At 62.5% G+C, this 23,835-nt stretch carries 22 protein-coding genes; 13 read left to right on the top strand and 9 right to left on the bottom strand.

Annotated elements, in window-relative coordinates:
• Positions 1-47: 47 nt before the first annotated feature.
• Positions 48-872, bottom strand: a complete 825-nt coding sequence (locus GGQ66_RS09435) for a transporter substrate-binding domain-containing protein (protein WP_183791775.1) — start codon at positions 870-872, stop codon at positions 48-50.
• Positions 873-1,051: 179 nt separating this feature from the next.
• Positions 1,052-1,972 carry a LysR family transcriptional regulator gene (locus GGQ66_RS09430; protein WP_183791773.1) on the bottom strand — a complete coding sequence of 307 codons (921 nt, stop codon included), beginning with the start codon at positions 1,970-1,972 and terminating at the stop codon, positions 1,052-1,054.
• 207 nt (positions 1,973-2,179) lie between these two features.
• On the opposite strand from GGQ66_RS09430, the gene GGQ66_RS09425 reads away from it, so the two are divergent.
• The 9 genes from GGQ66_RS09425 (at position 2,180) to GGQ66_RS09385 (ending at position 10,746) form a co-directional block, all read left to right on the top strand.
• On the top strand, positions 2,180-3,352 hold the full coding sequence (locus GGQ66_RS09425; RefSeq protein ID WP_370686320.1) for an NAD(P)/FAD-dependent oxidoreductase: 1,173 nt from the start codon (positions 2,180-2,182) through the stop codon (positions 3,350-3,352).
• Positions 3,349-3,603: a 2Fe-2S iron-sulfur cluster-binding protein gene (locus tag GGQ66_RS09420; protein WP_183791771.1), complete on the top strand. Its 255-nt coding sequence runs from the start codon at positions 3,349-3,351 to the stop codon at positions 3,601-3,603. Before GGQ66_RS09425 ends, GGQ66_RS09420 begins: the two co-directional genes overlap by 4 nt.
• On the top strand, positions 3,596-4,939 hold the full coding sequence (locus tag GGQ66_RS09415; protein ID WP_183791769.1) for an FAD-dependent oxidoreductase: 1,344 nt from the start codon (positions 3,596-3,598) through the stop codon (positions 4,937-4,939). The genes GGQ66_RS09420 and GGQ66_RS09415 overlap by 8 nt, the downstream gene beginning before the upstream one ends.
• A complete protein-coding gene (locus tag GGQ66_RS09410; RefSeq protein ID WP_183791767.1) occupies positions 4,936-6,333 on the top strand; it encodes an aldehyde dehydrogenase family protein in 1,398 nt (465 codons plus the stop codon). The genes GGQ66_RS09415 and GGQ66_RS09410 overlap by 4 nt, the downstream gene beginning before the upstream one ends.
• 10 nt (positions 6,334-6,343) lie before the next feature.
• Complete coding sequence (locus GGQ66_RS09405; RefSeq protein ID WP_183791765.1) at positions 6,344-7,084, top strand: 4-hydroxy-tetrahydrodipicolinate reductase; 741 nt, start codon at positions 6,344-6,346, stop codon at positions 7,082-7,084.
• Between the two features lie 10 nt (positions 7,085-7,094).
• Positions 7,095-8,012 (top strand): 4-hydroxy-tetrahydrodipicolinate synthase, encoded by a 918-nt coding sequence (gene dapA, locus GGQ66_RS09400; protein ID WP_183791763.1) that lies wholly within the window; start codon positions 7,095-7,097, stop codon positions 8,010-8,012.
• A gap of 192 nt (positions 8,013-8,204) precedes the next feature.
• Positions 8,205-8,870, top strand: coding sequence for an amino acid ABC transporter permease (locus GGQ66_RS09395; RefSeq protein ID WP_183791761.1), 666 nt, complete (start codon positions 8,205-8,207; stop codon positions 8,868-8,870).
• An 11-nt stretch (positions 8,871-8,881) separates the two neighbouring features.
• Positions 8,882-9,664: an amino acid ABC transporter ATP-binding protein gene (locus GGQ66_RS09390; protein WP_183791759.1), complete on the top strand. Its 783-nt coding sequence runs from the start codon at positions 8,882-8,884 to the stop codon at positions 9,662-9,664.
• Between the two features lie 11 nt (positions 9,665-9,675).
• Entirely contained in the window at positions 9,676-10,746 is a 1,071-nt protein-coding gene (locus GGQ66_RS09385) for a saccharopine dehydrogenase family protein (protein ID WP_183791757.1), read from the top strand.
• Positions 10,747-10,750: 4 nt separating this feature from the next.
• Here GGQ66_RS09385 and GGQ66_RS09380 read toward each other — a convergent pair whose 3' ends face one another.
• Together GGQ66_RS09380 and GGQ66_RS09375 are read right to left on the bottom strand one after the other, a co-directional pair.
• Positions 10,751-12,013, bottom strand: coding sequence for a DUF3422 family protein (locus GGQ66_RS09380; protein WP_183791754.1), 1,263 nt, complete (start codon positions 12,011-12,013; stop codon positions 10,751-10,753).
• A gap of 215 nt (positions 12,014-12,228) precedes the next feature.
• Complete coding sequence (locus GGQ66_RS09375; protein WP_183791752.1) at positions 12,229-13,389, bottom strand: acyl-CoA dehydrogenase family protein; 1,161 nt, start codon at positions 13,387-13,389, stop codon at positions 12,229-12,231.
• Between the two features lie 154 nt (positions 13,390-13,543).
• Between GGQ66_RS09375 and GGQ66_RS09370 the strand changes: the two genes are divergently transcribed.
• Both GGQ66_RS09370 and GGQ66_RS09365 read left to right on the top strand, forming a co-directional pair.
• Complete coding sequence (locus tag GGQ66_RS09370; RefSeq protein ID WP_183791750.1) at positions 13,544-14,566, top strand: zinc-binding dehydrogenase; 1,023 nt, start codon at positions 13,544-13,546, stop codon at positions 14,564-14,566.
• Between the two features lie 10 nt (positions 14,567-14,576).
• Positions 14,577-15,353 (top strand): enoyl-CoA hydratase-related protein, encoded by a 777-nt coding sequence (locus GGQ66_RS09365; RefSeq protein WP_183791748.1) that lies wholly within the window; start codon positions 14,577-14,579, stop codon positions 15,351-15,353.
• A 166-nt stretch (positions 15,354-15,519) separates the two neighbouring features.
• Here the strand turns inward: GGQ66_RS09365 and GGQ66_RS09360 are convergent.
• The 3 genes from GGQ66_RS09360 to acuR all read right to left on the bottom strand — a co-directional run bounded on the left by GGQ66_RS09360 (position 15,520) and on the right by acuR (position 18,678).
• Positions 15,520-16,679, bottom strand: a protein-coding gene (locus GGQ66_RS09360; protein ID WP_237358852.1) for an IS3 family transposase whose coding sequence is annotated in 2 segments (ribosomal slippage) — positions 15,520-16,406 and positions 16,406-16,679 — 1,161 coding nt in all. Because the reading frame shifts where the segments join, the coding sequence is not laid out codon by codon here.
• A gap of 348 nt (positions 16,680-17,027) precedes the next feature.
• Complete coding sequence (gene acuI, locus GGQ66_RS09355; RefSeq protein WP_183791746.1) at positions 17,028-18,005, bottom strand: acrylyl-CoA reductase (NADPH); 978 nt, start codon at positions 18,003-18,005, stop codon at positions 17,028-17,030.
• Between the two features lie 25 nt (positions 18,006-18,030).
• Complete coding sequence (acuR, locus tag GGQ66_RS09350) at positions 18,031-18,678, bottom strand: acrylate utilization transcriptional regulator AcuR (protein ID WP_183791744.1); 648 nt, start codon at positions 18,676-18,678, stop codon at positions 18,031-18,033.
• A 405-nt stretch (positions 18,679-19,083) separates the two neighbouring features.
• Between acuR and GGQ66_RS09345 the strand changes: the two genes are divergently transcribed.
• Positions 19,084-20,250 carry an aminotransferase gene (locus tag GGQ66_RS09345; protein ID WP_183791742.1) on the top strand — a complete coding sequence of 389 codons (1,167 nt, stop codon included), beginning with the start codon at positions 19,084-19,086 and terminating at the stop codon, positions 20,248-20,250.
• 118 nt (positions 20,251-20,368) lie between these two features.
• Here GGQ66_RS09345 and recQ read toward each other — a convergent pair whose 3' ends face one another.
• Entirely contained in the window at positions 20,369-22,231 is a 1,863-nt protein-coding gene (recQ, locus tag GGQ66_RS09340) for a DNA helicase RecQ (RefSeq protein ID WP_183791741.1), read from the bottom strand.
• A gap of 201 nt (positions 22,232-22,432) precedes the next feature.
• On the opposite strand from recQ, the gene GGQ66_RS09335 reads away from it, so the two are divergent.
• Positions 22,433-23,104 carry a DUF6656 family protein gene (locus GGQ66_RS09335; protein ID WP_183791739.1) on the top strand — a complete coding sequence of 224 codons (672 nt, stop codon included), beginning with the start codon at positions 22,433-22,435 and terminating at the stop codon, positions 23,102-23,104.
• Here GGQ66_RS09335 and hutC read toward each other — a convergent pair.
• A complete protein-coding gene (gene hutC / locus GGQ66_RS09330) occupies positions 23,085-23,822 on the bottom strand; it encodes a histidine utilization transcriptional repressor HutC (RefSeq protein ID WP_183791890.1) in 738 nt (245 codons plus the stop codon). The genes GGQ66_RS09335 and hutC overlap by 20 nt on opposite strands.
• Positions 23,823-23,835 lie beyond the last annotated feature (13 nt).

Below are 23,835 nucleotides of genomic sequence, written 5' to 3'. Positions count from 1 at the left end.
CCCGGTTTGCACCGGGGCCTTGCATGCACCTCTGCAAAAGGGCTGGATCAGCCGCCGAAGCCGAAACCTTCGGGAATGTCTTCCAGCTTGATGCCCTGCGGCTCGAGGCTGTTGACGATCCAGGTCTGGTTGTTGCCGATGCGGCGGTTGTAATCGGCCCAGCCGGAAATGAAGCCCTTGAACACCTGATCCGCGTTATAGTTGATGGCGATGACGGAGGGAGCCGCCAGCACAGGGGTCGGCACCTTCAGCTTGCCGATGGTCGGCGCCTTCTTGGATATCACGAGCCCGTTCAGCATGGTCGAGACGAGACCGTCGGCCTTGCCGGTCGTGGCGGCCACGATGGCTTCATCGCGGGTCTTGAAGCGGAGAATGTTGGCCTTGGGCAGATATTGCTGCGTCATCAGATCCTGCGACGAGCCCATGTCCACGGCGAAGGTGTACTTGGCGTCGTTCAGTTCGGACCAGGTCTTGCCCGTCAGCTCATCCTTGGCGGAAACGATAACGAAGCTGTTGTAATAGGTCGGCGACGAAAAATTCACCGAAAGAGCACGGGCGGGCGTCGCCGTCACGGCGAAGGCCAGGTCCACCTTGCCGCTCTGCACATCGAGAATGGCGTTGGCCCAGCTCGATTCCACCACTTCCAGCTTCACGTCCAGCGTCTTGGCTATGTCGTTCGCCATATCGATGACGAAGCCCTTCCACTCGCCGGTGCGCGGGTCCTTGTTGAAATAGGGCACTTCGTTGAGAATGCCCGGAATGCGAAGCACGCCGCGCTGGCGGATTTCATCGATCGTTCCGGCCTGGGCTGCCCCCGCGACCAGTGAAAGCGCGACGGCGGCAGCGCCACAGATTTTCTTGAACAAGTTCATGTGCGGTCTCCATGTTCCCCAAAACTTCTTGAGCGCCCCGGCCCGGCTCCCCCTCAAGGGTTGAATGCTGGCAAAAGGCGTTGAGGAAAGCGTATCGGACAATTGGTTCGGGACAATGCTAGAGACACAAGCCCGCTTATGGCATTTTTTGTATGTGCGCCGCATCTGGCTGTGAACGATCAGGCCAGCGGCTCCTCCCCGCGCGGCGGCTCCAGCACCGTGCCGACCAGTTCGCGCCGACAGTCCTCGAAAAGCTGCTGCACGTTCGGGTGTTTCTGCAGGAAGCCGGCATTGCCGAAATAGACGCGCACTTCCGGCAGGCCGGTAATCGGCACGGTCTCGATCGTCACATCCTCCGGTGAAACGCACCACGAGGGAATGATCGAAAAGCCGAGACCTTCCTCCACACAGCGCTTGACGCTGGAGCTGCCGGATGTGGAAATGACCGGCTGCACGGAGGCCCCGCCACGCTCAAGAAAATCAAGCGCCAGATTGCGAAGCGTCTGGCCGGGTTCATAGGTGATGAAAGGCTTGTCCTCCGCCCAGCGGGCGATGTCCTTGGGGTCCGGCGCCGCCCCCCATTCCCGGGGATAGACGAGACTTAGCCTATATGAACCGAGCAGGCGCTGCGGCACGACGGGATCGCCGAAGTACCGTTCGGAAATACACACGTCGAGCGAACCGTTCTTCACGAGTTCGGCGAGCACCGTATCGCGCTCATAAACGGAGAATTCCATATCGGGAAACTGTTCGCGGAAGCGCTTGAGAACGCGCGGAAACAGGTAAAAGAAAATCGCCTGCGGCATGCCGACGCGAAGCGACGAACGCTGGTTCTCGATCAGCTTGGTCAACCGTTCCAGCATGATGTCGAGTTCCGGATGCAGCAGATTGTAGAGCGCCCGCCCGCGCGGCGTCAGCGCGATGCGTTTGGCCCCCTGCTCGGAATCGATCAGCTTGCCCTTCAGCAGTTGTTCCAGCCGCCGCACATGGTTGGCCGCCGACTGGTAGGAAAGGTTCAGTTCCCGCGCGGCCCCCGAAAATGAGCCGTGGCGAGCGACCTGATAGAAGGTCTGGATAAGGGTCAGGCTGATTTTTGACATGGTTTCGATCCGGATGGGCGGGGCGACGAGTAAAAAAGACGGGTGGCTGTTTTGCAGCGCATCCGACAGTCAGGCGGATCATCGCGCCGCTTGAGCCGATATCTCGATACAAATTTCGTGCAAACGCAAGGCCGTGATCTTGTATCGACGTCGACCGCCCCCCGCCGTCAATATCGGAGCCACAACGCAAACAGCCTGGTTCCGCCCGTGACCCGAACAGAACTCCCCAGCTCCGTATTGATTGCCGGTTGCGGCATCGTCGGAGCGGCAACCGCCTTCTTCCTCGCCCGGCGCGGTGTCGATGTCACGATCATCGATCGCGAAGGTCCGGCAGCAGCAGCGACAGGCGCCGCCGATGGCGCGGTGTCCGTCGCCAGCAAGCGGCCCGGCCCGATGATGGTTGCCGCACTTTCGGGTGTTGCACTTTATCGCCAGCTTCTGGCCGAAGGTGTACTCGCAGACCTGTTCACGCCGCGCTCCACCTTCATCATTGCCGCCTCGGATGAGGAATGCACCGTGCTTGAAGCTCACGGCGCAGCCCTTTCGGGCGAAGGTGTCACCGTCGAAACGCTGGGGCGCACAGCCTTGGCGCAGCGTTTCCCCGCCCTTTCGCCTTCCGCCCGCATGGGGGCAGAGGTGAAGGGCGACGGCCATGCCATCGGCTATCGCATCGTCAACCGGTTGCTGTCCACCTCCGGCGTCACCGTCCGGCGCGGAGTGGCCGCCAAGCATCTGATCGAAGCCGCCAACGGCCGGATCGCCGGCATCGCGACCGACAAGGGTGAGTTCCGCGCCGATGCCGTGGTGATCGCCGCCGGTAATGGCGCTGCCTCGCTGCTTAGGCTCGATGGTGTGATGAAGCCGCGCAAGGGCCAACTTCTCGTGACCGAACGCGCACCAGCGCTGAACGCCTCCATGCCCGGTTCCATCATGTCGGGCCGCTACCTTCTCTCCAAGGGCAGCCAGAAAGGCGGCCCCGCCTCCGGGCGCGGTTACGGTCTGGTGGTCGATCCGCTCGTGACCGGCCAGTTCCTGATCGGTGGCACCCGCGAGGATAGCGACGCCCGCCAGACCAATGATTTCGACGCGGTGAAGCACATTCTGGCCGATGCCGTGGCGCTGGTTCCGGGCCTTGCCGACGTGCGGTTGCTGCGCGCCTTTGCCGGTGTCCGCACCGCCGTCGTCGACAGCCTGCCGCTGGTCGGTCGCTGGCCCGTGCACGACAACCTTTTCGTCGCTGCCGGTTTCGAAGGCGATGGTATCTGTCTCGGTCCGGTCATGGGTCAGGCAATTGCTGCCCTCGTCTGTGGGGAACAGCCCACGCTCGACCTCTCGCCCTTCACACCTTCCCGTTTCTCAGCCTGCGAGGTGGCGGCATGAGCGACAACACCTTCTTGTGGCAGGGTCAGCCGATTGCCTTCACGGCCGGCGAAAGCATTGCCGCCGCACTGACGGCGGCTGGCATCATGAACTTCGGCCCGGATATGGCCGGGCGCGACACCCGCTATTTCTGCGGCATCGGGGCCTGTCAGGGTTGCCTGGTGCAGGTCGATGGCCGCCTTACCGAATCCTGCCTGACACCGGCCAGCGCCGGTCTTCAGGTCACCAATGCCGGAGGCACGCATGGCTGAGGTCATCATCATCGGCGGCGGCCCGGCGGGTCTTTCTGCTGCCGGCACGCTGGCAAAGGCCGGCATCGCCTCAACCCTTCTCGAACAGCGCGCAACGCTCGGCGGTGCGATCCACCGCCAGCCCGTGGGCTCTGCGAAACCGGTTTCCGTTTCCACCGCGGCCCGCCACCGTTTCGAACGGCTGATGCAGGGCATCGCCACACCGCTCGTCCGGCTGCGGGTGTCCACCACGTTCCTCGGCATTGATGGCGACGGCTGCATGCTGACCGAAAGCCGGACAGACGGCACGGTCGCGGCGCTGAAGGCGGATGCGGTGATCCTCGCAACCGGTGCCGTCGAAAAGATCCGGCCGGTTCCCGGCTGGGATCTGCCCGGCGTTTCCACCGCCGGCGGCCTGCAGGTCATGCTGAAGGAAACCAGCACTCCGCCAAAAGGCCGCATCCTGCTCGCCGGTAACGGCCCGTTGCTGATCGCGCTTGCCGCACAGATGATCCGCGCCGGAAATCCGCCGTTGATGATCGTAGAGGCCGGCAATCCGCTCGCGCATCCGGTCGCCGCCTTCGGCCTTCTTGCCCACACCACTCTTCTGCGTGAAGCCACGGGCTATACGCTCGATGTCTTGCGCTCCGGCATACCATGGAAACGCGGCGCCTGCCTGACCGGCATCACCGCCAGAGACGATGCGTTGGAGGCAACCATCCTCCACGCCGATGGCCGCACGGAAATCGTGGCCGCGGACCGCATCGCGCTGCATGACGGCATTCGCGAAAACGATATTGGCCTTCCCGCCGCCCGAAACAACGGCAAGCCCATCATCCTCAAGGCCGGCGATTGCCGGCAGGCGCTCGGTGTCTTCGCCGCCGTTGCGGATGGCGAACGGGCGGGTTCGGAAGCGGCAAGCCTTCTTCGTGGCAACAAGGCCGCACTCACCCGTTTCGAGCGCCGGATCGACAGGCAGGTCGCCGCACAGAGGCTTCTCGCGCACATTTTCGCGCCGGCTCTGCCCCTGCCGCCGCTGTCGGCCCTGCCGGATGATTGCACGCTCTGCCGCTGCGAAGGCCGCACGGTGGGCGATCTCAAAGCGCTGCTGACTGTCAAGGACGGCCTTTCAGGCCGCGAGGTCAAGCATAACGGCCGCTTCGCGATGGGAAGCTGCCAGGGCCGTTTCTGCGCCGCCAACACGGCAGCGCTCATGGCGGCGCTGAGGCCGGATGTGCCGGCACCCACCCTGCGGGATCTGACCGGCCAGCGCTGGCCGGTTCGTCCCGTCTCCATTGCGGCGCTCATCGGTGCCGCTTCCAATGAAACGACCAACGATCACGAGGTCCGGTCATGAGCATTCTCAACGCGGTCGCCACCGCCTCTACGGGCTTTACGGTCCACAACCCCTTCAACGGTCAGCCGGTCGGTGAGGTCGCCACCGCCACGCCCGCCGAAATCGTCACGGCCATTACCCGCGCAAAAAGCGCGCAGGCCGCCTTTCGCCGCTCGATGCCAGCCACGCGCCGCGCCCTTCTCAATGCGTTGGTCGCCGAAATCGCAGGCGATGCCGATAATCTTGCCCGCATCATTTCTTCCGAAATGGGCAAGACCATCCGCGAGGCCCGCAACGAGGTGCGCCGCGCGCAGAACACGCTGAAGCTTTCCGGCGACGCCGCGACCTTTCTCGATGGGGAAGCCCTGCATTGCGGCATCGTGGAAGGCGGTGCCGACCGGCTCGCGACCATCACCTACGAGCCGGTCGGTGTCGTCGGCGCCATCACGCCCTTCAACTATCCGCTGAACCTGCTTTGCCACAAGCTCGGGCCGGCGATTGCCGCCGGGAACGCCGTCGTCGCCAAACCCTCGCCGAAAGCACCGCTGGCCGCCGCACGGCTGGCCGAACTGGCCGAAAAGGCAGGCTGGCCGCGCCATCTCTTCCAGGTCGTCCACGGTGGCGCCGATGCCGCTCTGGCGCTGGCGCGCGGCCCCATCGATCTTCTGTCCTTCACCGGCGGCCCGGCAGCCGGGCTCGCCCTCAAGAACGCCTCCGGTCTCGTGCGCTGCCTGATGGAACTCGGCGGCAACGATCCGCTCTTCGTGCTGCCCGATGCCGATCTGGACAAGGCCGTCGCCACCGCCATCGGTCACCGTTTCGAGATTGCGGGCCAGAGCTGCGCCGCCGTGAAGAAGCTTTATCTCCACAAGGACATCGAAAAGGCCTTTACCGAAAAGCTGCTTGCCGCCGTCGATGCGGTGGAGTTCGGTGATCCCGCTCTTGAGGACACCGACATGGGACCCGTCATCGATGGCCTGGCGGCCAAGATGGTCGAGGAGCGCGTCAACGCCACGCTTTCCATGAACGGCGCGAAACTTCTGACCGGTGGCACCCGCCACGACACTCTGTTTACCCCCACCGTGATTGCCGGTATCGCCGCCGATGCGCCGGTGATTGCCGACGAAACCTTCGGCCCGATCATCGCTATCCGCTCCTTCACGGATGCAGCGGCGGCCATCGCGGAAGTCAATGCCGGGGTCTACGGGCTTCAGGCCGGTGTCTTCACCAATGACCATGCGCTCATCCGCCAGTTCTCGCGCGACCTCATCGTCGGCGGCGTGATGATCAATGAAGGGCCGGATTTCCGCGCCGAGCACGTACCCTTCGGCGGGGTCAAGAAGAGCGGCCTTGGCCGCGAGGGCGTGCGCATCACGCTTCGGGAAATGTCGGAAACCAAGGTCGTCATCGATTAAGGAGCGTTCCATGCGTATCGGCATTATCGGTGCTTCGGGGCGGGTCGGAACCCGGTTGATCGAGGCGATACTCGCCAGTCCGGGGCTGGAGCTGGCGGCGGCGCTCGTGTCGCCCGGCTCGCCGCTCATCGGCAAGCCGGTGGCCGGTGCGCTGGAATACCGTCCGGCAGAAAAGACGATCCGCAGCCATTGCGATGTGATGATCGACTTCTCGACACCCGCTGCCTCGCTCGCCTTTCAGGATTTGCTGGGCGACCAGCGGCTTCCCGTCGTCATCGGCACGACCGGCTTCACCGTCGCCGATGACGCGGCGCTGACCGCTCATGCTTCTGCGCGGCCGTTGCTCGTCAGCGCCAATTTCGCCCATGGTTTCGAAGCGTTCAAGCAGACCGCGCTTGGCTTTGCCTCCAAAATGCCGGGGGCCGAACCACAGGTCATCGAAACCTATTACGCCCGCAAGAAAGCCGATCCTTCGGGCACCTCGAAAATGCTGGCGAGCGAAATCGCAGCGGTCCGCAGCCTCGCCATGGGCTTTGCCGCCCCCGAAACGCCGATTGCCGTCAACCGCGAGGGCGACACGGTCGGCATCAACGAAGTCCGCTTCAATCTCGGCTCTGCCGAAGCGGCCTTCCATTTCACCGTTCATACGCTCGCGGCCTATGCCGAGGGCGCCATCGCCGCCGCGCAATGGCTGGTCACGCAAGCCCCTCCCCCGGGGCGCTACAGCCTTGCCGACAGTTTGACCCGATAAAGGAAGCACAATGGATACTCTTGCAGACCGTTTCAAAGGCGTTTTCACGGCGCTCATCACCCCCTTCCAGGACGGCGCCGTCGATTTCGAAGCCTATGACGCGCTGGTGGAACGCCAGATCGAGGCCGGCGTCGCCGGTCTCGTTCCCGTCGGCACCACCGGCGAGGCCGCCACGCTTTCGGACGAGGAAGCCGAAGCGCTGATTGCGCGCACCGCAAAGCTTGCCGCCGGCCGCGCCCTCATTCTGGCGGGTGCGGGCGCCAACGACACGCACAAGGCGGTGGAGAAGGCCAAGCGAGCCGAAGCCGCCGGCGCGGATGCGCTGCTAGTCGTGACCCCCTATTACAACAAGCCGTCGCAGGCCGGCCTCATTGCCCATTACACCGCTATCGCCGAAGCCGTTTCGCTGCCCATCGTGCTTTATTCCGTGCCCGGCCGCTGCGGCGTGGAAATCGCGCCGGAAACCTGCGCGGCGCTGATGGAACGCTGCGGCAATATCGTCGCCATCAAGGAAGCCGGTGGCGATGCCGCCCGCGTCACCCGGCTGCGCGCCGCTTGTGGCGACCGGCTGATCGTCCATTCCGGCGATGACGGACTGACGCTGCCCTTCCTGTCGCTCGGCGCCGTCGGTGTCACCTCCGTCGTTTCCAACGTCGCACCCCGCGAAATGGTGGCGATGGTCAAGGCCTGGCATGATGGCGATCTTGCGAAGGCACTTGCCCTGCACGAGGCAATCGCCGAACTCACCGACAGCATGTTCATCGAAAGCAATCCCGGCCCGGTGAAGGCGGCGCTCGCTCTTTCCAACCTCGCCGGCCCGGAAATGCGCCTGCCGATGGTGCCGGTTTCCGGCCAGACGCGGGATCGCCTTGCCGGTGTTCTCAGCCGTTTCGGCCAGACCGCCGCAGCGCTGCGGGAAATGCGATAAGAGACGCAGGCATCCCGCCGCGATCGTGGCGGGATGCTTTCAGCCAGACAGGAACCGGATGCGGCAGGGAGAAGCCGAAACCGGAAGAGCCAGAGGGAAAAGCCATGAACGCCCCATCGCCAGCCGAGGCGCGTCCCCACCGGAACGCCATGACACACGACAACCGCATGCCGGACAGGAAGGGAAGCTGCGATGACCTATAACTGGGATTTCCACTCCGTCTGGCAATATTACGACCTCTTCCTGTGGGGACTGTGGATCAGCCTCGTCTACACGGTGGGTTCCATCTTCTTCGGCGTCATCATCGGGTTCATCACCTGTGCCGCCCGCCTTTCCGGCTGGAAGGTGCTCGATATATTCGCCCGCTGCTATCAGGAACTCTTCCGCTGTACGCCGCTTCTGGTCCAGCTTTTGTGGTTCTACTATGCCTTCCCGTTGCTGGTCGGCGGCTCCATCGACAACCGCCTCGCTGCCATGTTGACGCTGTCGCTCTATGTCGGTGCCTTCTATGCGGAAATCTTCCGCGGCGGCATCGTTTCCATCGACAAGGGTCAGCGGGAAGCGGCGGCCGCCATCGGCATGAGCCCGTGGCAATCCATGACGCGCATCATCCTGCCGCAGGCGCTGAAACGCATGCTGCCATCCTTCATCAACCAGTCGGTGATCCAGTTCAAGAATACCTCGCTGGTCTCCGTCATCTCCGTCGCCGACCTCGCCTACATGGCCGCCGTCGTCAACGGCCAGACCTACCGACCGCTCGAATCCTACACCGTGATGGCCCTGCTCTACATCGTCATGCTGCTGCCCATCACCCAGGCCGCGGACTGGATCGAAAAGCGCCTGCGGGTCAGTGATTGAGGAGAGATATCATGACCATTCACGAAAACCGTACCACGGCGGAAGCCCCGATCATCGAAGCCGTTGCGCTGCGCAAGAGCTATGGCAACCATGAAGTGCTGAAAGGCCTCGACCTTTCGCTGGCCCGTGGTGAAGTCGTTGCCCTGATCGGCCCGTCCGGCTCCGGCAAATCCACCTTCATCCGCTGTCTCAACCACATGGAAGTGCCGACCGATGGCACGATCCGCTTTCGTCAGAAGACGGTGGGCGATGCCTTTCGCGACAAGGGCGAGGAGATCGGCTACGGCACGCTGCGCCGCCATGTCGGCATGGTGTTCCAGCACTTCAACCTGTTCCCGCACAAGACCGTGTTGCAGAACGTTATCGAAGGCCCGATCACGGTGCTGAAGCGTCCGAAGAAAGAGGCAGAGGAACTGGCGCTCGACCTGCTGGGGCAGGTGGGGCTTGCAGCCAAGCGCAACGATTACCCCAACCACCTCTCCGGCGGCCAGAAGCAGCGCGTCGCCATTGCCCGTGCACTGGCCATGCAGCCGGAAGTGCTGCTGCTCGACGAGGTAACCTCGGCGCTCGACCCTGAACTGGTCGGCGAAGTGCTGGCCGTCATTCGTGGCCTTGCCGAAAAGGGCATGACCATGGCCATCGTCACCCACGAGATGGCCTTTGCCGCCGACGTCTCGAGCCGCGTTCTCTTTCTCGATCAAGGCGTGATCGCCGCCACCGGTTCGCCGGAGGAGATCATTCGCAACCCCGCCAACGAACGCCTCAGGGGCTTCGTTTCGCGGTTCCACGGTTAAGGGGAACGCTCATGGCGCCAATGCGGGTCATCATCTTCGGGGCGGGCAATGTCGGCACTGCGCTCGCCGGGGCGCTTGCCACCCTGCCGGACCTTTCCGTGACGCTGGCCGACAGCACCGACGAGGCGCTGGATACGGCCCGCGGCCTCGGCATCGATGCCCGCTTCCGCGCCGGCCATTTGCCGGACGATATGAAAGCCATGGCCACCGGCCACGACATGATCGTGGCGGCGGTGCCCGATCGCGCTGTGTTGCAAATCGCGCGGCTGGCCGCGGAAACAGGCACCCACTACCTCGATTTCTCCCGCCCCGCCGCCGAAACGCTGGCGGTCCTTCACCCACTTGGCGAAAAACGGGCGGTTCTCACCGGATGCGGCGCGTCTCCCGGTCTGGTCGAGACCATCGCAACCGGCCTTGTCCGGCAATTTTCAAGCATCGAAGACCTGACGATACGGGTCGGGGCCATTCCCCGCCACGCCGTCAACCGGCTGGGCTATGGCCGTATTTGGAACATGGACGGGCTGTTTGACGAATATCTCCTGCCGAGTGCCGCCCTTAGGGATGGCAAGCCGGTGGCGGTTGAACCGCTGGAAGGCCATGAAGCTCTGTCCATTGATGGCGCGGCCTACGAAGCCTTCGTGACCTCCGGTGGCATGACCGAGGATTTTGCCAATTGCGGCGTACCGATCCGCAACCTCACCTTCAAGACCATCCGCCATCCCGGCCATCTCGATTACATGCGCTTCCTGCTGGATGATCTCAACCTGCGTAAACGCCGCGACATGCTGAAATCGTTGCTGTGCAACGGGCTGCCGGTGGTGGGGGACGATATGGTGATGTTCTTCGTCACCGCACGCGGAGAAACTGACGGACGGACCATCGAGCGCTCCGCTTTCCACCGTCTCGCACCCAGTTTCCAGGCCGGGCGGTTCAATGCGCTGACCCGCGTCGCCGCCGGCTATGCCGCCACCCTGATCCGACTCCTGACCGAAGGCGGCTTGGCCCGCAGTGGGCGCATTGCCCATTCCGATCTGCCGACAGGCGAAATCCTCGAAAGTACCTTCCTCGAGGGCGGTTCCTGAACCGTCAATCGGAGTGCCCGCGGCGGATGGCGCGCACCCCGGTCCACACCGCCAGCACGACGAAGGGAACGGCGATGCCCGTCACCATGACGGGATCGACGGTGCTGTCGACATGCTCCCCCGCCTTGGCGAGATAGCCGATCAGCCCGACGATGTAATAGGAAAGAGCCGCAACCGACAGCCCTTCCACCGTCTGCTGCAACCGAAGCTGCATCTTCGCGCGCCGGTCCATCGACGCCAGCAATTCACCGTTCTGCCGTTCCAGTTCCAGATCGACCCAGGTGCGTAGCTGGATGGTGGCGCGTGACAGCTTGCGCGACAGGTTTTCCTGACGTTCCTCAACCGACTTGCAGGTGCGCATCGCCGGGCTGAGGCGCCGTTCCAGAAACGAGCCGAGCGTTTCATAGCCCATCATGCTGGTTTCGGCGAGGTTACGGATGCGCTCCAGCACGATCTCGTGATAGGCGCGGCTGGCGCCGAACCGATAGAGGCTGAGGGCCGCACTCGCCTCCAGTTCGGCGGCAAGCGCGGAAATCTGGCCGAGCAACTGGTCGTCGTCTCCGCGTGCGGGCGCCTTCATGCGCTGGGTAATGTCCGCCAGACTGTTTTCGATGGACCGCACCTCGGATGAGAGGGACTGCGCCAGCGGCAGGCCGAGCATGGCGAGCGTGCGATAGGTCTCGATATCAAGAAGGCGCTGGGCGAGCGCGCTGACGGCAGCCGTCGTCAGCCCCCTGTCGATCAGCAGCATCCGCGTCAGTCCATCGCCGTCCTGCTGGAAGTCGGTGGCGATTTCGGCCTGACCGTCCTTCACGGACGAGCGGCAAAGGCTCGTCAGATCGAACTGCTTCAACGCCGCCTGAAGAGCCGATTCATCGCTGCGAACCTCAAGCCGGACGGCAGAAATCAGCGGCCCCGGCGGCGCAAAGCCACTGCCAAACGGGTGCCCGTGGAGCGGTGCGCCGAATTCCTCCGCTGCCGGGCCTTCCCACAGATAGGTGGAAAATTCCGTGTGCCGCTCCCAGCGCAGCGTGCCCGCGCCCCAGCGCATCTGATGCAGGCTTGCGCCCTCCGCCGGTGCCGCGGTTCCCCTTGCCCGTGACAGATCCGAAACCAGCGCATGATCGCCGTCCCCTTCGCGCAGGAAGGCGAATTGCAGGATCACCCGTTCGGGCTGGATCAGCACATAGGGGCGCGCGTGGATTTCCCCGAGCGCCTGCCGCCGATGCATCGCCTCTGGAAACGATGGGAAAGCACGTTCGTTCATCAACAACCCCTCATGCGGAAAGAGACCGCATATCTTCCGGGGCGATCCTGTTGAATCCGACACGGCGGGTCAATCCCCGTGAGGTAAGGTGAACCGGACCTGTTGTCACAACGGCGATCCATTTTATCGAAACTTTACGACCGGAAACCGGTCAGGATCGCACTTGCCAAAGGCCGCCCCACTGGAAGCGGCCTTTGCAAGGGGTACCAGAAAAATCAGATCCGCCCCTTTGCCTCGGCGACCAGCGCCTTGGCGATGACGATCTGCTGGATCTGCGTCGTGCCTTCGTAGATACGGAACAGGCGGGCGTCGCGGTAAAGCTGCTCGGCACGGTATTCGCGGATATAGCCGTTGCCGCCATGCACCTGCACATTGCGGTCGGCAATGCGACCTACCGCTTCCGAGGCGAACATCTTGGCGCAGGATGCCTCGACGCTGACGTTTTCACCGGCATCGCGCTTGCGGGCGGCATCGAGCACCATGCAGCGTGCCGCATAGGCATCGGCCTTGGAATCCGCAAACATCGCCTGCAAAAGCTGAAAATCGGCCAGCGGCTTGCCGAACTGGGTGCGCTGAACCGCATAGGCCAGCATGTCATCCAGAATGCGCTCGGATAGACCGACGCAGGCGGCGGCGATGTGCAGACGGCCCTTGTCCAGCACCTTCATCGCCGTCTTGAAGCCCTGCCCTTCAACGCCGCCGATCAACGCCGAGGCCGGCACGCGGCAATTGTCCAGAATGACGTCACAGACATGCGCGCCCTGCTGGCCCATCTTCTTTTCCGGCTTGCCGAGGTTGAGGCCCGGCGTGCCGCGTTCCACCGCGAAGGCGGACACACCGGAAGCGCCCTTTTTATCCGGATCGGTGCGGGCCATGACGGTAAAAAGCCCGGCATGCGGTGCGTTGGTAATGAAGCGCTTGGTGCCGTTCAGCACATAGAAATCGCCGTCGCGCCGGGCCGTCGTCTTCACCGAACCGGCATCGGAACCGACATCCGGTTCCGTCAACGCAAACGAGCCGATGATCTCACCGGAAGCAAGCCCCGGCAGATATTTTTCCTTCTGCTCCGGTGTACCGTCAATCGCGATGCCCTGCATGCCGATGCCGACATTGGTGGCAAACATCGAGCGGAAGGCGGGGGCTGCGCGGCCCAGTTCGAAAACAGCCAGAACTTCCTCCTCCATCGTCAACCCCAACCCGCCGAACGCCTCCGGTGCAGTCAGGCCGAACAGGCCGAGATCGCGCATTTCCGCCACCAGCCGCTCCGGGATGGCGTCGGTTTCAGCCACCTCCGCCTCCGCCGGAATAAGCCGTTCGTCAACGAAGCGACGGATCGTCCCCAAGAGCTGTTCCAGCGTTTCCTTATCCATGGACATGATGTCCTCCTCACATCATTTATATAAATATATTTACACATATCACGGTGACTGATCGGCGATCAATGCCATTTAACAACGAGTAAATGTTGTAAAAATCAACCTTGATCTAAAATTAATATCAATATATTTACATTAATGGGAGGAGTGAACCATGAAAGCGATCGTATTGAACGAGCGCGGGCCAGATGGCGTGCGCCTTGTGGAAAGGCCTGAACCGGAGTGTCCGGCGGGCTTTGCGAAAATCCGGATGCTGGCCGCATCCGTCAACCGGGTCGATCTCTACATGCGCGACAGCGGCGCGGGGATTACCCACGAATTACCGCTTGTCATGGGCGTAGACGGGGTTGGCGAGGTCATCGAAGCCGAGACCGGAAGCGGGCTTGCCGCTGGCGACCGGGTCATTCTTTACCCCTACGAATTCTGCGGAAAATGCCGTCATTGTCTGGCTGGCGACCAGCCGCTGTGCACCTCTGCGAAAATTCTCGGCGAACACCGCCACGGCACCTTTGCCGAATGCGTGGCGCTGCCGGCCCGCTCCTGCGTTAAGCTGAAACCGGAGACAGATCCGGTGCAAGCCGCCGTTCTCGGCGTCGCCTATCTGACAGCGTGGCGCATGGTTTTCGGCAAGTCGCCCGCCGGGCCGGGCTCCGTCGTGCTGGTGCAGGGCGGTGGTGGCGGTGTTTCCTATGCCTCCATGCAACTTGCCCGCATGGCCGGTGCGCGCGTCATCGTCACCACGTCCGGGACGGACAAGCTCGATCATTTCCGCGCGCTTGGCATCGAGGCCATCGATTACCGCACCGAAGACGTACCTAAGGCCGTGATGCGGCTGACGGGTGGCGAAGGCGCCGATCTCGTAGTCGACAATGTCGGCGAAAAGACGTGGGGCAGTTCGCTGCGTTCCATGGCGCGCGGCGGCCATCTCGTCACCTGCGGGGCAACGACCGGGGCGCATCCATCCGCCGATATCCAGCGCCTTTTCGTAAGACAGCTTTCGCTCCACGGCTCAACAATGGGCAGCATGGAAGAATTCCGCAAGCTCATTGCCGCGTTCGAGAACGGCGCCTTCACCCCGCTGATCGACAATATCCTGCCGCTCGAGCAGGTGCCCGATGCTTTTGCCCGCCTCGACAACCCCGCCCGCATGGGCAAGATCGCCATTCGCATCGGCTGAGGAACCCGCCATGTCCTACACATCCATTCTCGTTTCCATCGATGGCCCGGTCGGCATCATCACCCTTAACCGGCCGGAGGCGCTGAACGCGCTGAACGATACGATCACCCGCGAGATAGCCGAGGCCGTGGCGACGTTCGAAGCCGCCGAAAGTATCGGCGCCATCGTACTCACCGGCTCGGACAAGGCCTTCGCCGCCGGGGCCGACATCAAGGAAATCAAGGACAAAAGCTTTTCCGAGGTCTATGCGGAAAACTTCATCACCGCCCACTGGGAGGCGGTCGCCAAGGCGCGCAAGCCCACCATCGCCGCCGTTTCCGGCCATGCCATCGGTGGCGGCTGCGAACTGGCGCTGATGTGCGACATCATCATCGCCTCGGAAACCACCCGCTTCAGCCTGCCGGAAACGAAGATCGGCATCATTCCGGGTGCAGGCGGCACGCAGCGACTGACAAGGATCGTCGGCAAGGCGGTGGCCATGGACATGATCCTGACAGGCCGCGTTCTGTCCGCCGAGGAGGCACGGGCGATGGGCCTGGTTTCCCGCGTAGTGACAGCAGGACAGCAAGTCGAGGATGCCGTGACGCTCGCGAAAGCCATCGCCGCTTCCTCGCGACCCATCGTCATGCTGGCCAAGGAGGCCGTGAACAAGGCCTATGAAACCCATCTGGCCGAAGGCATCTATGTCGAGCGCCGCCTGCTTTACGCCACCTTCGCCACCGAGGACCGCCGCGAGGGCATGAATGCCTTCGCGAGCAAGCGCAAACCCGAATTCCGCAATCGGTGAATGCCGGGCGGGGGCGCGCACCTCACGGCGGTCGCACGCTATCGTCGTTTATCGAACCGGAGCATGTTCAGCAGAAGTGTGAAACAACTTCGCGTCCAGAAATACTCCTGGCTCCGCTCCGATGCGCACTGGACTTGCCCGGAAAAAGTGGAGAGCGAAACTCGGTCTAGGATGCCAGCTTGAGAGAGATGCTCTCGAACTTGATCGGGCTCATGTCGCCTAAGGCGAAATGCCTTCCGCGGGGGTTGTAGAAACCATCGATATACCCGGATATCGCGGTCTCTGCCTGCAGGCGCGTTTTGAAGATCGTGCGCCAGATCAGCTCGGACTTGATGGTCTTGAAGACGGTTTCGACCATCGTATTGTCGTAGCAATTTCCCTTTCCAGACATGGACAGGATAAAGCCGTTACCAGTCGAGAGCGTTTGATAAGCATCCGAACAATATTGGCTACCGCGATCGGAATGATGAATGACGCCGCGCGGCGGTCGGCGAATAGCAATCGCCCGTTTCAAGGCATCAAGGGCCAAGTCTTTCTTCATCCGGTCGCTGACCGCCCAGCCGATAATGCACCGGGAATAGAGGTCGAGCACGATGGTCAGGTAAAGCCAGCCTTCCGCCATCCAGATATAAGAGATATCGACACCCCACTTCTGGTCGGGAGCCGTCGCCTCAAAATCCTGGTCCAGAATATTGGGGGCAACCGGGCCGCCGTGGTCGCTGTCGGTCGTCTTCTTGTAACGTCGTTTCTGCAAAGCTTTCAGTCCATTATCCCGCATCAGGCGCGCCACGCGATGACGCCCCACCTGAATTCCGTCTTCCTGAAGCTCAACCGTCATGCGCGGGCTGGCATAGGTTTCGTGCGACGTGGAAAATTGTGAGCGGATATGCGCCAGCAGAACCATTTCGTCCTTCTGCCGCCGACTGAGCGTGCGACCCTTCCAAGCGTAATAGCCGCTCACACTCAATCCAAACAAAGCGCAACTGCGATGAACGGGTATCGAAACCTTCTCCGTATCGATAACCCGAAACATCACCTCGTGGTCTCCTTCGCGAAGAAGGCGGCTGCTTTCTTTAATAAATCGCGCTCCTGGCGCAAAATCTCGTTTCCCTTACGTAGCCGCGCCAGCTCCCGGCTCGTATCCGAATGCGGTCCCGATAAAAGCGCCGCTTCTCGGTGTTGTGTCAGCCAGCGTGTCAGCGTCGATTTTCCGATTCCCAGATCTTCGGCAATCTTCCCAACGGGGCGGCAACTCGTCTCAACAAGACGCACTGTTTCTGCACGGAACTCCGGCGTCACGCCCGCATGGCGGCCACGACCGCCCAATGTCTTCTTCTCTTCTTTAATGGATCAAACTCCTATCAAATTTGAGGAGTTCGCCCTCCACTTTTTCCGGGCAAGTCCAAATCCACGTCGCATGTGATTGCGATTGTTCATTCATAAAACATCCGTTCTGCGTCGCAGCCCGTCTAACGGTCCAGGCGTGGAGGCCTCTCAATCACTATGTAGAACCAGTCCAGTCCTCCACCGACGGTGGAGGTTTACTTGCTTCATAATGAATGGCGACCGGAGTACCGCTCGCCTTGCCTTCGTTCCAGACATGCCGTCGTAAAGCTGGGTCGGCAGGAGATGCTTGAACCTGGATCATGCCGAAGAGCCCAAATATCTCGTCGTTCAGGCAATCGGCACGACGACGCGCCCACGCACCATTCCGTCCAGAAACTTCGGTGCCGTCTCTATGACGTCAGAGAAGGGGACCGTCGTGATCATCTTCTCAAGCTTGTCCATGTCGAGGTCGGTCGATAACCGTGACCAGGCTTCCAGACGGTCGGATTTCGGACACATGACGCTATCGACCCCCGCCAAAGTCACGCCCCGCAGAATGAAGGGCGCGACAGACGCTGGCAGATCCATACCCGCCGCCAGACCGCAGGCCGCTACCACGCCGCGATAGTTCATCATCGAAATCATGTTGGCCAGCACCACGCTCCCGGCGACGTCGATCCCTCCAGCCCAACGTTCCTTGCCGAGTGGTCTTACTTTGCCGGTCAACTCGGCGCGGTCGATCACGGAGGCGGCACCGAGCTCGCGCAGGTAGTCCGTTTCGGAGGCGCGACCGGTAACCGCTGCCACTGCATAGCCTTTGGCCGCCAGCAGCGCCGTTGCAACGCTGCCGACGCCGCCAGCCGCGCCGCTCACGACAATCTCGCCCTTGTCGGGTGTGATACCATGCCGCTCCAAGGTCAGCACACACAGCATCGCCGTATAGCCTGCGGTGCCGATTGCGGCAGCCTGTCGCAAATCGATGCCCTCCGGCAACGGGACAAGCCAGTCACCTTTGACCCGGGCGCGCTCGGCCAATCCCCCCCAATGGGTTTCGCCGACACCCCAGCCATTATGGACAACCCGGTCGCCGGGCTTGAAGTCCGGGTGATTGCTTTCTGCGACTGTTCCAGTGAAGTCGATGCCCGGAACCATGGGGAAGAGTCGCACCACGGGCGCCTTGCCGGTGATCGCCAGCGCGTCCTTGTAATTCAGCGTCGAGTAGGAGACGTCGACCAGAACGTCACCGTCAGGAAGTTTCATTTCATTCACATCAGTCAGCGAAACGCTCTGCGTATCTTCCGGCTTTTCAATCAAGATGGCTTTCATGGCAGGCTCCTTTCAATGTTGGTCGTCAGTTTTCGATCAGACGGAAAAACGTCTTGGCAAAGCGGCGGAGAGGATCAGGGCGCAGCTCAAGCTTCGCGCGAAGCACCGCACCTTCCCAGCCAATCCAAAAAGCTTCGGCAAGGGTATCGGGGTCCTGATCAGAACCGAGCGCACCCTCTGCCTGCGCCTGGCGAAACACATCCGCCGTGCGCACCTGCCATGCCTCCAACGCGCCAATGAGTGCCGCGCGAAAATCGTCTGGCAACGCCCCCATCTCCTGCCCGAGATTCCCGACGAGGCAACCGCGCCGGAAGCCATGTCGCGCCATGCCTTGCTCCGCCCTTTCAATGAAGTCTTTGAGACGATCCAGCGGTGCACGGGCCTCCTGGATAAAGTCCCGGTCCAGCAATTGAATAAAGTAGTCGTTGTAGGCGGCGACGAGCGCGAGGCCGAAATCGGCCTTGTTGCGAAAGTGGTGGTAGAAGCTGCCCTTTGGCACGCCGGCAGCCTTGAGGATCTCGTCGATACCGACTGCGGAGTAGCCTTTCTCGGTTAGATGCTCGAGGCCGGCTTTTATGAGATTTTGTCGTGTCGAAGAATCTTCCGGCGCAAGGCGTGGCCGGCCGCGGCTGGCTTTCTGGGCTTCGGAATCAAGCGGGCTGGTCTGGGTCATGGATATTAAATAGACTGATCGGTCTATTTAATCAATCGAAAAATGCGCGAGGCCGACAGACCAATGCGAACAATGTCAGGCTTCATGTTCCGGAGCCGTCAGAACGGCGTATGCCAGCACCTCAACGGAAACTGATCGTCGTCTTGCTCGCATACGTCTCACCAGCGGAAGTCTCCGGCAAAGCTGGGACAGCTCACCATGCTCAAACGAAAAGCGGGCGACATCAGGGTGGGAAAGCGCTTCTAAAACCGGCCGAACTGGGATAGCGCTAGAACGTTTCCGCTACCATGGAGTCGCGGAAACGCTTCAGCTCTTTGTTTTACGCATTTCCGGACGCAAAGCCGCTAGGCACTTTTGCCGGAAATGCTGCAGAACCCATCGTCAAGGCACGCCACGGAACCGCCCATGCCCCGCTTCAATCCTCGCGTCGCAACACTTGCGCCGCCGCCCGTTCCCTCCGTTCATGCCTGGGGCCGCGCCTATGATGGCGCACTTGGTCCGGTCATCGATCTTTCGCAGGCCGTCCCCGGCTACCCTGCCCATCCCGACATGCTGCGCTGGCTGGCCGAAGCGGCCTCCACCACCGCCTCCACCGGTTATGGACCGATTGAAGGCGACACCACGCTTCGCACGGCCTATGCGCGCCATGTCAGCGCCCTTTATGGTGCAGCGCTCGGGGCGGAAAACATCCACATCACCGCCGGCTGCAATCAGGCCTTCATCGCCACGGTCATCGCGCTGGCCGGCGCCGGCGAGACCGTTCTGCTCACCAACCCCTTCTATTTCAACCACGAAACCACGCTTTCCATGCTCGGCATCAAGGTCGAGACGGTAACCTGCGACGCCGAACATGGCTTCGTGCCGGATCTGGCGGCGATGAAGGCGGCCCTTCATTCCGGTGTGCGGGCGCTGGCACTGGTTTCACCGAACAATCCCACCGGCGCCGTCTACCCCGCCGAACTGATCGCAGAGATCTTCGCTCTGTGCCGCGCCAACGATACCTGGCTGATCCTCGATGAAACCTATCGCGACTTCCTCGAGACCGAGCGCGCTCCGCATGGTCTGTTTTCCGATGCCGCCTGGCAGGACGGCTTCATCGGGCTTTATTCCTTCTCGAAATCCTTCTGCATTCCCGGCCATCGGCTTGGGGCCATCACCGGCAGCGCGCGGGCGGTTTCGGAAATCGCCAAGGTCATGGACAATGTGCAGATCTGCGCGCCGCGCGCCGGCCAGATCGCCCTTGCCCGCGCCCTGCCGGCGCTGGATGACTGGCGGGCGGAAAACCGGGCCGAGATCATGCGCCGCGCCACCGCACTGAAAACCGTCATGGCGAGACTGCCGGCCTGGACGGTCGAGGCACAGGGCGCCTATTTCGCCTATGTCCGCCACCCCTTCCCCGGCACGGCTTCGACGGAGGTTGCCCGGCATCTGGCGACACGCGCCGGCATCGTCTGCATTCCCGGCGACTTCTTCGGGCCGGGACAGGGCGAATTCCTGCGTTTCGCCTTTGCCAACGCCAATGTGGAAACGATCCTCGCGCTTGAGGAACGGCTGAAGACATTCGCGCTCTGACGGGAAAGCCCGGCGGCTGAGGTGTGGATCTGACGCCCCTCAGTCAGACGGACCGCCGCGCGGAAGGAAACGCGTGCTGTCATAAAGGCCGCCTCCTGACATGGTGGGGCGGCGCGTTCTATCGCTCGTGTTCCAGAATAACCTCGAGAAACGCCTCACCGAAGCGCTCTGCCTTGGAGTGTCCGATGCCGGAAATATCCAGCATTGCATCGAGGTCGAGCGGACGTTCGGTGGCCAGCGCCACGAGCGTCGTATCGGGAAAGATCATGTAGGGCGGAATGGCGAGTTCGCGGGCAAGCTCCCGGCGCGTCACGCGCAGCGCCTCGAACAGTTCACCATCACGCCCCTCCAGCGTCGATCTCGCCCGCTGGGAACTGGCCGATGCCGAACGCGCCGCCTTGCCCTTGGTTGGCCGGTCCTTGCGGAACCGCACCTCGCGTTCGCGTTTGAAAACGGCGCGCGCCTCCGGCTCCAGCTTCAGCGCACCGAAGGCCTCGTGATCGACCCGGATCAGCCCCGCCGCCATGAGCTGGCGATAGACCGATTGCCAGGTTTTCGCCGGCAGGTCCGCACCCGCGCCAAACACCGGCATTTCGGTATGCCCGAATTTCCGGGTCCGTTCGTTGTCGTGGCCGAGCAGGACGTCGATCAGGTGCCCCGCACCAAAACGCTCGCCGGTGCGATAGACGGCGGCCAGCGCCTTGATCGCCGCTTCCGTGCCATCCCACGTTTCCACCGGCTTCAGGCAGGTATCGCAATTGCCGCAACGGCCGGGATGCGCCTCGCCGAAATGGGCAAGGATCGCCTGTCGCCGGCAGCCCGGCGTTTCGCAGATGGCGAGCAGCGCATTCAGCTTGGCGCGCTCCACGCGCTTCACGTCATCCCCGGACGAGCCGCCATCGATCATCCGCCCGCGCTGGATGACATCGGCCATGCCATAGGCCATCCACACTTCGGATGGCAGGCCGTCGCGGCCGGCGCGGCCGGTTTCCTGATAATAGGCCTCCACCGAGCCAGGCAGATCGAGATGGGCGACATATCGCACATTCGGCTTGTCGATGCCCATGCCGAAGGCGACGGTGGCGACAAGGCAGAGCGCGTCTTCCTTCAGAAACGCATCCTGATTGGCATCGCGCACGGCACGGTCCATGCCGGCGTGATAGGCGAGCGCCCGAATGCCCTGCCCGTTCAGCCACTCCGCCGTTTCCTCCACCTTGGCGCGCGACAGGCAATAAACGATGCCGCTTTCACCCTCGTGGCGGGACAGAAACCGCAGAAGCTGCTGACGCGGCTGATCGCGCTCGACGATCTCATAGGAAATGTTCGGGCGGTCGAAGGAGGTGGTAAACACCGCCGCATCCTGCAAGCCCAGCCGCTCGATGATGTCGTCGCGCGTGTGCGGATCGGCGGTTGCAGTCAGTGCCATGCGCGGTACGCCGGGGTAAAGCGCGCCAAGCTGACCGAGTTCGCGATATTCCGGGCGGAAATCGTGCCCCCATTGCGAAACGCAGTGGGCTTCATCGATGGCAAAGAGCGCGATCTTCGCGTCGCCGATGGTTTCGCGAAAGGCAGGGGTCACGATGCGCTCGGGCGTGACGTAAAGAAGGTCGAGTTCACCGCGCCCGATCGCCCGGCGGATCTCCACGAACGCCTCACGGGTGAGTGAGGAGTTGAGCGCTGCGGCCCTGACACCTAGCTGTCTCAGTGCTTCCACCTGATCGCGCATCAGCGCGATCAGCGGCGAAACGACGATGCCCACGCCCTCCCGGCAGAGCGCCGGAATCTGGAAGCACAGCGACTTTCCGGCCCCGGTCGGAAACAGCACCACGGCATCGCCACCGGAAACGACCTGCTCGACCACCGCCGCCTGCTTGCCGCGAAAGGCGGAATAGCCATAGACGCGCTTGAGCACGGCAAGCGGGTTTTGCACGCCTTCGCGATCGAAGAACGGGTCGATGCGGTTCTGGGGGGCTACGGTCATGGAATCGCTTTCATGGTGAAGCGGCATTATGCACGGCTTGATCGCGGAGGCGACCACCTTGTCAACGGCCTCCCCAACCGCATTCCCGATGGGCCGGTGAGGCAGGAAGTCGCATTTCGTTAAAATTGTAATTCAAAAGGTGAGGTCCTTTTATCATTTGTTGCCCTACTCTTAACAATCTGGAGGAGATGGGAGTGAACAATGCCTGTTGGATCGCAGACGCCCCATACGAACCGCCCACCGGACAGCGCCATGCCGGTGGGCCTTGTGATGCAGAATACGCCGCCAAAATCACCCGCACTGGAGCGGCATACCCGATATCTGCGCTGGTTTCTCGATGACCGGCCCACACCCCTTCAGCCCGCACGCGACGCGGGCGGACAGAACCCGGAGGATGTTGCCGTTCGCACCCACCAGTCGCTTCAGCGCGCGGGAGAACGGGTTGGACAGCACATGATTTCCCGCTTGCCGCCGGGACACAAGGTGCGGCGGGCGCTGCGATCCGCCGTGCTTGCGCAGCATCCGCAGTTCGGGGCCTGCAAGTTCGGTGAGGTCGTGACGGACAAGGAGCGCGGTATCCATCACGCTACGCAGATGTTCTTTGCCAATTTCGACGGCGCGCTGAACCTCTCCGGCACCGGTGATTTCCTCACCCCTCTGCGCGAGGAGGAAGACCGGATGTTCTACGGCATTCACGTTCTGGTCGATCCGAACGGCAATCTTCTCGATTTCGACCGGAAACGGGGCCGGGGCGGCATCGCCTTCCGCACCAGAAATGCAGACAAGGCGCTGCTTTCCATTGCCGCCATCGGCACGGGGCTTTCGCTGGAGGTCCTGCTGGTCAGCCTCGGCTTTATGCCTGTGAGGGCGTGAACGCCGCGACAAGCTGGTGACGGTCGCCGGGATAGGTCAGCCTCACCTGCGTGATGTGCTGGTCGGAAATCCAGGTGCGTCGCTCGATGACGAGACAGGCCGTGCCCGCCGGAATGGCGAGGGCATCAGCGATTTCAGGTTCCGCCGCCACGGCGCTGATGCGGTTTTCGGCGGCGCTCCACGGCACCTGCTGCAAGAGCCAGGTGCCCGGCCCGATATTGCCGTCGAAAGCTTCGCCTTCCGCTTCCGGCACGGCGGCCAGACTGATGAGGCGATCCTCATGACAGAAGGGCTGGCGACCGGCGAGATGACAGCCGGTCACGGCAACGACCCGGGATCTGGCCGGCAGATCAAGCCGCTTGCGGTCTTCGGCACGGGCGCTGCGCACTGTCCTGGCTTCCCGCTTCCAGGCATAAGGAAGGCCCATGGCCTCGACTTCCTGACGGATGTCGTGGACTTCCAGCACGGCCGACTGAACCTGCGGGTGGGCGACGAAGCTGCCGGACCGGCGGCGTCGCTCGATCAGGCCGCGCCGGACGAGATCGCCCAGCGCCTTGGACACCGTCATGCGTGAGCAGCCATATTGCCGCGTCAGTTCGTGCTCGAAGGGAATGCGGTGGCCGGGCGGCCATTCGCCGGAAAGGATGCGGGCTTCAACCTCGGAGAGAATCCTCTGGTGCAATGTTGCATCCGGCGTCTTCTCCACCCGCTCATCCATCCCCTGCTCCTTG

The organism is Allorhizobium borbori, from assembly GCF_014196535.1.
GTDB lineage: Bacteria > Pseudomonadota > Alphaproteobacteria > Rhizobiales > Rhizobiaceae > Ectorhizobium > Ectorhizobium borbori.
Note: the sequence above shows the minus strand (reverse complement) of the source record. Positions and strands in the feature narration are given on the sequence as shown.

Bases quoted from the DNA above. Each gene is read 5' to 3' on its own strand.
- GGQ66_RS09405 (WP_183791765.1), top strand. From the start codon at position 6,344: ATGCGTATCGGCATTATCGGTGCTTCGGGGCGGGTCGGAACCCGGTTG.
- GGQ66_RS09435 (WP_183791775.1), bottom strand. From the start codon at position 872: ATGAACTTGTTCAAGAAAATCTGTGGCGCTGCCGCCGTCGCGCTTTCA.
- GGQ66_RS09375 (WP_183791752.1), bottom strand. From the start codon at position 13,389: ATGTCCATGGATAAGGAAACGCTGGAACAGCTCTTGGGGACGATCCGT.
- GGQ66_RS09370 (WP_183791750.1), top strand. From the start codon at position 13,544: ATGAAAGCGATCGTATTGAACGAGCGCGGGCCAGATGGCGTGCGCCTT.
- acuR (WP_183791744.1), bottom strand. From the start codon at position 18,678: ATGACCCAGACCAGCCCGCTTGATTCCGAAGCCCAGAAAGCCAGCCGC.
- GGQ66_RS09345 (WP_183791742.1), top strand. From the start codon at position 19,084: ATGCCCCGCTTCAATCCTCGCGTCGCAACACTTGCGCCGCCGCCCGTT.
- GGQ66_RS09390 (WP_183791759.1), top strand. From the start codon at position 8,882: ATGACCATTCACGAAAACCGTACCACGGCGGAAGCCCCGATCATCGAA.
- GGQ66_RS09335 (WP_183791739.1), top strand. From the start codon at position 22,433: ATGCCTGTTGGATCGCAGACGCCCCATACGAACCGCCCACCGGACAGC.
- GGQ66_RS09410 (WP_183791767.1), top strand. From the start codon at position 4,936: ATGAGCATTCTCAACGCGGTCGCCACCGCCTCTACGGGCTTTACGGTC.
- GGQ66_RS09385 (WP_183791757.1), top strand. From the start codon at position 9,676: ATGGCGCCAATGCGGGTCATCATCTTCGGGGCGGGCAATGTCGGCACT.
- GGQ66_RS09365 (WP_183791748.1), top strand. From the start codon at position 14,577: ATGTCCTACACATCCATTCTCGTTTCCATCGATGGCCCGGTCGGCATC.
- GGQ66_RS09430 (WP_183791773.1), bottom strand. From the start codon at position 1,972: ATGTCAAAAATCAGCCTGACCCTTATCCAGACCTTCTATCAGGTCGCT.
- acuI (WP_183791746.1), bottom strand. From the start codon at position 18,005: ATGAAAGCCATCTTGATTGAAAAGCCGGAAGATACGCAGAGCGTTTCG.
- GGQ66_RS09380 (WP_183791754.1), bottom strand. From the start codon at position 12,013: ATGAACGAACGTGCTTTCCCATCGTTTCCAGAGGCGATGCATCGGCGG.
- GGQ66_RS09395 (WP_183791761.1), top strand. From the start codon at position 8,205: ATGACCTATAACTGGGATTTCCACTCCGTCTGGCAATATTACGACCTC.
- GGQ66_RS09415 (WP_183791769.1), top strand. From the start codon at position 3,596: ATGGCTGAGGTCATCATCATCGGCGGCGGCCCGGCGGGTCTTTCTGCT.
- dapA (WP_183791763.1), top strand. From the start codon at position 7,095: ATGGATACTCTTGCAGACCGTTTCAAAGGCGTTTTCACGGCGCTCATC.
- GGQ66_RS09420 (WP_183791771.1), top strand. From the start codon at position 3,349: ATGAGCGACAACACCTTCTTGTGGCAGGGTCAGCCGATTGCCTTCACG.
- hutC (WP_183791890.1), bottom strand. From the start codon at position 23,822: ATGGATGAGCGGGTGGAGAAGACGCCGGATGCAACATTGCACCAGAGG.
- recQ (WP_183791741.1), bottom strand. From the start codon at position 22,231: ATGACCGTAGCCCCCCAGAACCGCATCGACCCGTTCTTCGATCGCGAA.